Origin of the sequence: Plectonema radiosum NIES-515 (assembly GCF_025753815.1) — a bacterium.
GTDB classification, from domain to species: Bacteria; Cyanobacteriota; Cyanobacteriia; order Cyanobacteriales; family Nostocaceae; genus Hassallia; species Hassallia radiosum_A.
Genome location: NZ_JAOWRF010000415.1, coordinates 1 through 7170 on the forward strand (window position 1 = coordinate 1; position 7170 = coordinate 7170).

Below are 7170 nucleotides of genomic sequence, written 5' to 3' on the forward strand. Positions count from 1 at the left end.
CTTCTTCAACGTAGGAGACAGCCCCGACTGCGGTTGATGGTAATGTATTAATTGCGTCAATATTAACGTTTGGTAAGTGAGCGTATCCTGTGGGAATAGATACGATAAAGCTGGTTCCCTGGTCAACAATGCTACTTACGCTGATGATGCCACCGTGTAGTTTGACTAATTCTTGGACTAACGATAAACCAATTCCAGACCCTTCAAAACTACGTCCCTTTGCACCCTCTACTCGGTGGAAACGCTCGAATAAATGGGGTATTTCTTCTTCCGGGATGCCTGTGCCGGTATCACTTATTTCTAACTCGACGTGATTTTGGCAATTCTCCTTTGGAGACACTTCGTGAACGCGCAATGTTACTCTTATCTCTCCTTGGAAGGTAAACTTAAAGGCGTTGGAGAGCAAATTCAGCACAATCTTTTCCCACATTTGTCGGTCTACGTACACCGATGAAAGCAGAGGTGGGCATTGTACGATTAAGCGCATACCCGCTGCTTCAATTACTGAGCGAAACAAGCTAGCGAGTTCGGCAGTGAAGGCAGCTAAATCAATTGGTTCATATACAGCTTCGACTCGTCCTGCCTCAATGCGGGAGAAATCTAGGAGACTATTGACCAATTTTAGCAAGCGCTGTGAGTTGCGATGTATTAATTGCAATTGTTCTTGGTCTTGTGGCGCAAATTCTTGTACGCGGCGCAACATTTCCTCTAAAGGTGAGATAATTAGGGTTAGCGGGGTGCGAAACTCATGGCTGATATTGCTAAAAAAAGTCGTTTTCGCACGGTCTAACTCCAAGAGCGCTTCCGCTCGTTTTCGTTCTATTTCATAGGCACGAGCCGACGCGATCGCTGTTCCAATATTACCCGCAATCAACTGAAAGAAACCGCTATACTCTTCATCCAAAGCACGTCGTGGATTAATCCCAACTACCAGTAAACCTGCGGTCAAATTCTGATTTGCTTGGGTTATCGGTAATATTAATGCCGACTCAGCTAAGTCTGCATAACTAGAAGCACCCCAATTATCTACCCGTTCAGCTTGACCTGTCTGCACAACTTTTACCAACGGGAAGTTGTGTGTATCATCTGACAATAAATCTAAACTTTCTTGGCTTGCTATTTCTTTTGGTGCTAATCCCACTGATTTGATCAACTGAGCTTGTTTACCTGCTTCATCCAGCAAATAAATTAAACCAAAGGGAATATCAGCAGCATTATCAGCTAAAGTTTCCATACTGAGTTTGCAAGCAGACTCAGCAGTCTGGGCTTGGGAAGTTTTTGCGGCTAATTCTCGCAGAGTACGTAACCGTCGTTCGCTCAAAACCCGCTGAGTTGTTTCGGTAACCGCAGTAAAAATGCCACCGATGCCACCACTTTCATCTCGGATGGGACTATAAGAAAAAGTGAAGTAGCATTCCTCAAGATAACCATTGCGGTCTATTAAGAGTAACTGATCGTCAGACCAAGTAGCATTGCCTGTACTCATGACATCTTCGAGCATCGGTCCAATGATATCCCATATTTCCGACCAACACTTGCGTCCGGGCTGACCCAAAGCTTGGGGATGTTTAGTCGCTCCCAGAATTGGACGGTAAGCATCGTTATAAAGCATGACATATTCCGATCCCCACCAAATAAAAATTGGGAATCGAGAGGATAAGCAAATACTCACAGAAGTACGCAAACTCTGATTCCAATGCTGAACAGAACCGATTGGTGTAACTGACCAATCGAAAGTCCGCATCATTAGACTCATTTCCCCATTACCAGGAAAGATATCCTCTTGCTGATAATTTGGAGATGTAGAGCGATCGCTTAAGCGTTGGTAGTCCGATTCCTTGTCTTGCATTTTCAGGGGTTAATGAAAGGAGTGAGGATTTGCTGTGCAATATTAACCTACATTTAGGGTAATCTATTCTAGAGATACGGGAAAAGCGATCGCTTGGACGTGCAGAGAAATTTTTCACGAATGGTAGAGACGTAAAGAGTGGAACGTCTCTACAAAGGTTTGGGTAACGCATATTTAATTTTCTTTTATTATGTCTATTAGACATCTCCGGAAAACAATGTAGAGACTTCGTATTTCGCGTCTCTTGGGGTTTGGATAACGCATATTTAATTTTCGGAGATGTCTATTATGTAGTCAGCGCTCTTTGCGCTTAACTTCCCCCAAATCGCTCTTCCAAGGAATTCTGACCGTAAAAGTAGTACCAACCCCCACTTGACTTTCTAACTTAATGCTACCACCGTGTAATTCCACACATTTTTTTACCACAGCTAATCCTAAACCAGTCCCAGTCACATCACCGACATTTTCCCCTCGTTGAAAAGCTTGATAAAGTTGTTCTTCCTCTTCTTGAGAAATCCCTATTCCTTGGTCTTGTATCTGAAAAATAGCTTGTCCTGATTCAGCCGACAGTGTGAAATAGATTTTGCTATCATCTGGAGAATACTTAATCGCGTTATCAACCAAATTAGTGACAATCGAACGCAGCATTCTTTCATCCATCCAAGCGATTCTTTGAGAACATTGACTGACAAAAAGTATATCTTTTTCAGCGCGAGTACTAAACTTGATTTCTTCTAATAACGAAAAGCAAAAATCTTCTAAATCCAAAGGTTGCGGTCTAAATTCTAATTTACCAGCTTCCGCCCTCGTTAAAGTCAGAATATCTGTTAACAATTGTGTCATGGTTTTCGCGGAAGATTGAATGCGATGAAGATTTTTCAGCTTTTTTTCTTCTGACCATTCTTTATTAGAATTCTCTAAAAGTTGTGCCGAAATTAAAATAGTACTTAAAGGAGTGCGTAACTCATGAGAAAACATCGAGAAAAAACGAATTTTAAGTTCATTTAATTCTAGTTCTTTTTCTAAATTTCGCTGAACTTCTTCCGCTCGTTTTCGTTCGGTAATATCTTGGGTAACTACGGCTCGACGATAGACTTTTCCCAACCCATTTTTAATCGGGAAACTGTGTTCCCAAACCCAGCGCACCGAATCATCTGGACGCACAATGCGGTATTCAATTTCAAATTCTTTTTTAATGTTGTTTTGAAGGTTAGCAATCACAAGAGATTTATCTTCTGGATGAACAGCATCTAGAAATGATTGAGGATTTCTATACAAACTTTCACAAGTGCGTCCCCAAATCCTTTCATAAGCAGGATTCACATATAAAACTATGTCGGCTTTAGCATCCCTCATCCAAAAAATTTCATTAATATTTTCCGCAATTTGGCGAAACTTTTCTTCGCTGGCAGCTAGCGCTTCCTGTGCTTGCTTTTGTTGAGTAATATCGCGTGCTAATACCAATCTAGCAGGTCGTCCTTTAAATGTTAATTCATGGGAGGTAATTTCTACATCAATTTCTGTACCATCCCGCTTTTTATGTCTCCTAGTCGCGAATCGTTTATCTGCCCAACGTAGCCCAGGAATTCTATCAAGAAGCGCGGGCACTTCTTCTGGTGGACGAATATCTTTAATTGTCATAGATAGAAATTCGCTTTGTGAGTAGCCATACTGTTTAATAGCTACTTCATTCACAGCTAAAAAGCTTAAATTTTCTAAGTCATAAACCCATAAAGGATGAGGATTAAGTTCAAATAAATTTCGGTATCGTTGTTGACTTTCTCGTAAAGTATCTTCTAATTTTTGGCGAGTGCTAATTTGTCGATGTAATAATGAATAGACGATAAATAGTAGGGCAAAACTAATCCAATAACCAGTTATTGTGGCGACAATTGTGAACCGAAAACTTGCATCTGTAGCAGCTTGGTGACTCTCGACTAATGATTGCTCTTCTTTCTCAATTTGGGTAATTAATTGCCAAACTTCATCTTGAATTGTCAGGTTTTTATCTGTAATATATAATTGAATTGCTGTGTCATATTTATCTCGTTTGTAAAACTCAATAGACTGTTTGAGCAAACTTACTTTTTGGGCAATTAAAGGTTTGATGATATCTAGTCTCTGCTGTTGTGTGGGATTATTGGTAGTAGAGCGTTGAGCATCTGTTAATTTAGCTTCAATGCTTTGAATTGCCGTGTTGTATGTTTCTTCATAAGACTTGTTTCCGGTAATAATCAAGCTGCGTCTAGCTTTTTCAGCTTCTCGCACTGTAGTTAGCACATCTCTAACTTTTTGTATGACTTCGTAGGAATATTCTAATTGTCTTTCTCTAACGAATAATTTATCTGTATTTTGATATGAAATAATGTTAACAATTGCAATAATCACCATTGCCAATCCAAACCCGACAGCAATGATTTTTCTTTCCAATGACCATTTCATATGCAATGCTTGTATGGTAAAAAAATGGGGAATGGGGAATGGGGAATGGGGAATGGGGAATGGGGAATGGGGAATGGGGAATAGAAAAATAATTACCAATGCCCAATTACCAATGCCCAATTACCAATGCCCAATTACCATCTCTGTTGAGGTTCTTTTTTAATTAATATGCGAATTTTGCTTGTTGAAGACAATGTGCGTTTAGCGGAAGCGCTTTTAGAAGCTCTAACTGACCAATTGTATGTGGTAGATGTAGTCAAGGATGGGGAGTTTGCTTGGGATCAGGTTAAAGCGATCGCTTACGATTTGATTTTGTTAGATGTGATGCTTCCTAAGCTAGATGGGATCAGTCTTTGTCAACGCTTACGGCACCACGGTTATTCTCTACCTGTTTTGATGTTAACGGCTCGTGACACCAGTACAGATAAAGTTAATGGCTTAGACGCTGGTGCCGATGACTATGTGGTTAAACCCTTTGATTTGCAAGAGTTATTAGCTCGCATCCGCGCTTTATTGCGTCGGGGAAGTTCTACTTCTCCACCTATTCTGACATGGGGTAAGCTGCTTCTCAATCCTAGTACTTACGAAGTCACTTATTTGGATGTTCCTTTGCAATTAACCCCCAAAGAATTTAGTTTGTTGGAACTATTACTTCGCAATGGTCGTCGCGTCCTCAGTCGTGCTGTAATTATTGATAGCCTGTGGAAGAGTGAAAGTTCACCGGAAGAAGATACTGTTAAGGCTCATATTAAAAGTTTGCGTCATAAACTTAGAACTGTAGCCGCTCCGGAAGATTTCATCGAAACGGTTCATGGCTTGGGATATCGTTTGAAGCAATTGTCTTGAAAATTGGGCATTGGGTATCGGCTAGAGAAAGTTTATTTTCATCGTCTTTTTGTGTGATGGCTTTTTCTTGGGGATCAGTCTGAAATTCGTAATAGCTGTTAACTATGACAATTTTTTTACATTATCAATATTTGCTGACTTATGTCAGCCTTTTTTCTTTTTGAAAGTACTTGTAGAGGGCATTTCCAGGTATCTTCCCGATTTCTTCTCGATATTTTCTCCATATTTTCTCGATTCTTTCCTCAGGTTATATACTTCTGCGGTGTAACCTCAATATACAGTAACTATCATCACGAACTGTTGATATAACTGACACCCAGAGGTAAAGACCATGATAAATTATGCTGATAAACAAGAATTCATTCTAAGTCAAATTACACAAAAATCTTTTCAACGAGAAGATTTTAGTGGATGTGACTTAAGCGGAATCGACCTTAGGGCAGTTGACTTGAGTGGAATTAATTTGATTGGGGCAGATTTACGTGGGGCAAATTTGAGTGGATCTGTCCTTGTTGGGGCAAATCTGAGTGGCGCAAATTTAAGCGGAGCCAATTTGCAGTCAGCTTATTTATATGAAGCTTCATTATGTGAGGCTAATTTGAAGAATGCTGATTTAACCCGAGCCAACCTGTGTTGTGCTTTTTTGTGGCGAGTAAATTTGACAAAAAGTAAGCTTTGGGGAGCATCGTTGTGCGGTGCAGATTTGAGCGAAGCAAATTTGAGTGAAGCTAACTTGACTGAAGCATCATTAATTGAAGCAAACTTAATGAGAGCTAATTTAATCCAAGCGAAGCTATGTGGCGCGATTTTGCTCGAAGCTAATTTAAAGAAAGCCAATTTAACTTCAGCAGATCTAACTTCGGCAGACTTAACCGAGGCAAACTTAAGTGGAGCGAACCTTTGGGAGGCAAACTTGATTCATGCCAAGCTATGGGATGCTATTATGCCTGATGGAACGATTCAATACCCTCAAATCATGTTTTGTTAATGAGTGGTGAAGTCATTAGTCATTTATTATTGTCGTATTTTTGACTCATAACTAATGACTAATAACTAGTAATTAAAACTCACGTTTGGAAAAGATGAAGATAGCGATCGCTAACAAAATTACGCTGTAAAACAAGGCATAGCCAGCATTGGTAATTAGTGCCATTGAGTCAGGTAGCGCTGCAACACCATAAACAGCATCATTTTTTAAATCTAGCCGAGATAAATCAGGCAAGAGGAGATACAAGCCTTGAGTAACGCTTTCAATACTCTTGTTGTTTCCCAAACGACCAAATTTTACTAAATCTTGAGTAATGTTCCCCATTAAATACACTGCAAATGTTAAAGCAGTCGCTAATAGGGAACTAGTAAACACACCTAAGGCAATAGCTACAGCCGTAATTAAAGCTAGTTGCAAGAATAAGAAAATGACAGCAATTAAAATACTTGGTGTGGAATGAGGAATATTTCCAAACTGCAAAAATGCTAGATAAATCGCCGTCATAGCTGCAATAAGTGCAGCGAGCACTGTTAATAACCCGAAATATTTCCCAGTAATAAGTTCACTATGGCTGACTGGTTTGGTAATTAACACTAAAATAGTGCGTTTTTCAATTTCTTTGTTAATTAGTCCTGTACCCACAAATACGGCAACAATTAAGCCGAGGATATTCATCACTGCCAGACCAAAGTCTAAAAATATTTTATCTTCTGTCGAGGCAGCAAATTCGGGAAGTAAGCGGATGGCGACGGCGAGTATTACCGTATAAAAACCGATAATATAGAGAATGCGATCGCGTACCACTTCCCGAAACACATTCGTTGCTAGCACAAAAATTCTGCCCAAATTCATCGCTATTAAATTTTTATTAGTTAGTAGGAGCCTTGCTCCCGGTGGTTAGTGCTTGGTGGTTACTTAACAAAAAGTATCACTAACTTTCCCCCCCTTGTCCCCCTTTCTCCCCATGTCTCCCCATCTCCCCCCCCTCCAAAGCCCAAATTCCAAATAATAAGAAAATTTCAAAATTTTCTATCAAAATAGTAAA

General features: G+C 39.9%; 5 protein-coding genes. 2 read left to right on the plus strand and 3 right to left on the minus strand.

Translation table 11 applies throughout. The features are described from left to right. Positions 1 to 1849: sensor histidine kinase (locus OGM63_RS29325; RefSeq protein WP_263749285.1), on the minus strand; the 1849-nt coding region annotated here is incomplete at its 3' end. Positions 1850 to 2143: 294 nt separating this feature from the next. Next, a complete protein-coding gene (locus tag OGM63_RS29330) occupies positions 2144 to 4291 on the minus strand; it encodes a PAS domain S-box protein (protein WP_263749287.1) in 2148 nt (715 codons plus the stop codon). Positions 4292 to 4459: 168 nt separating this feature from the next. Between OGM63_RS29330 and OGM63_RS29335 the strand changes: the two genes are divergently transcribed. Beyond that, a complete protein-coding gene (locus OGM63_RS29335; RefSeq protein ID WP_263749288.1) occupies positions 4460 to 5137 on the plus strand; it encodes a response regulator transcription factor in 678 nt (225 codons plus the stop codon). 331 nt (positions 5138 to 5468) lie between these two features. Further along, positions 5469 to 6125, plus strand: a complete 657-nt coding sequence (locus OGM63_RS29340; protein WP_263749289.1) for a pentapeptide repeat-containing protein — start codon at positions 5469 to 5471, stop codon at positions 6123 to 6125. Positions 6126 to 6197: 72 nt separating this feature from the next. On the opposite strand, the gene OGM63_RS29345 is transcribed toward OGM63_RS29340, so the two are convergent. After that, positions 6198 to 6977, minus strand: coding sequence for an ABC transporter permease (locus OGM63_RS29345; protein WP_263749290.1), 780 nt, complete (start codon positions 6975 to 6977; stop codon positions 6198 to 6200). Positions 6978 to 7170 lie beyond the last annotated feature (193 nt).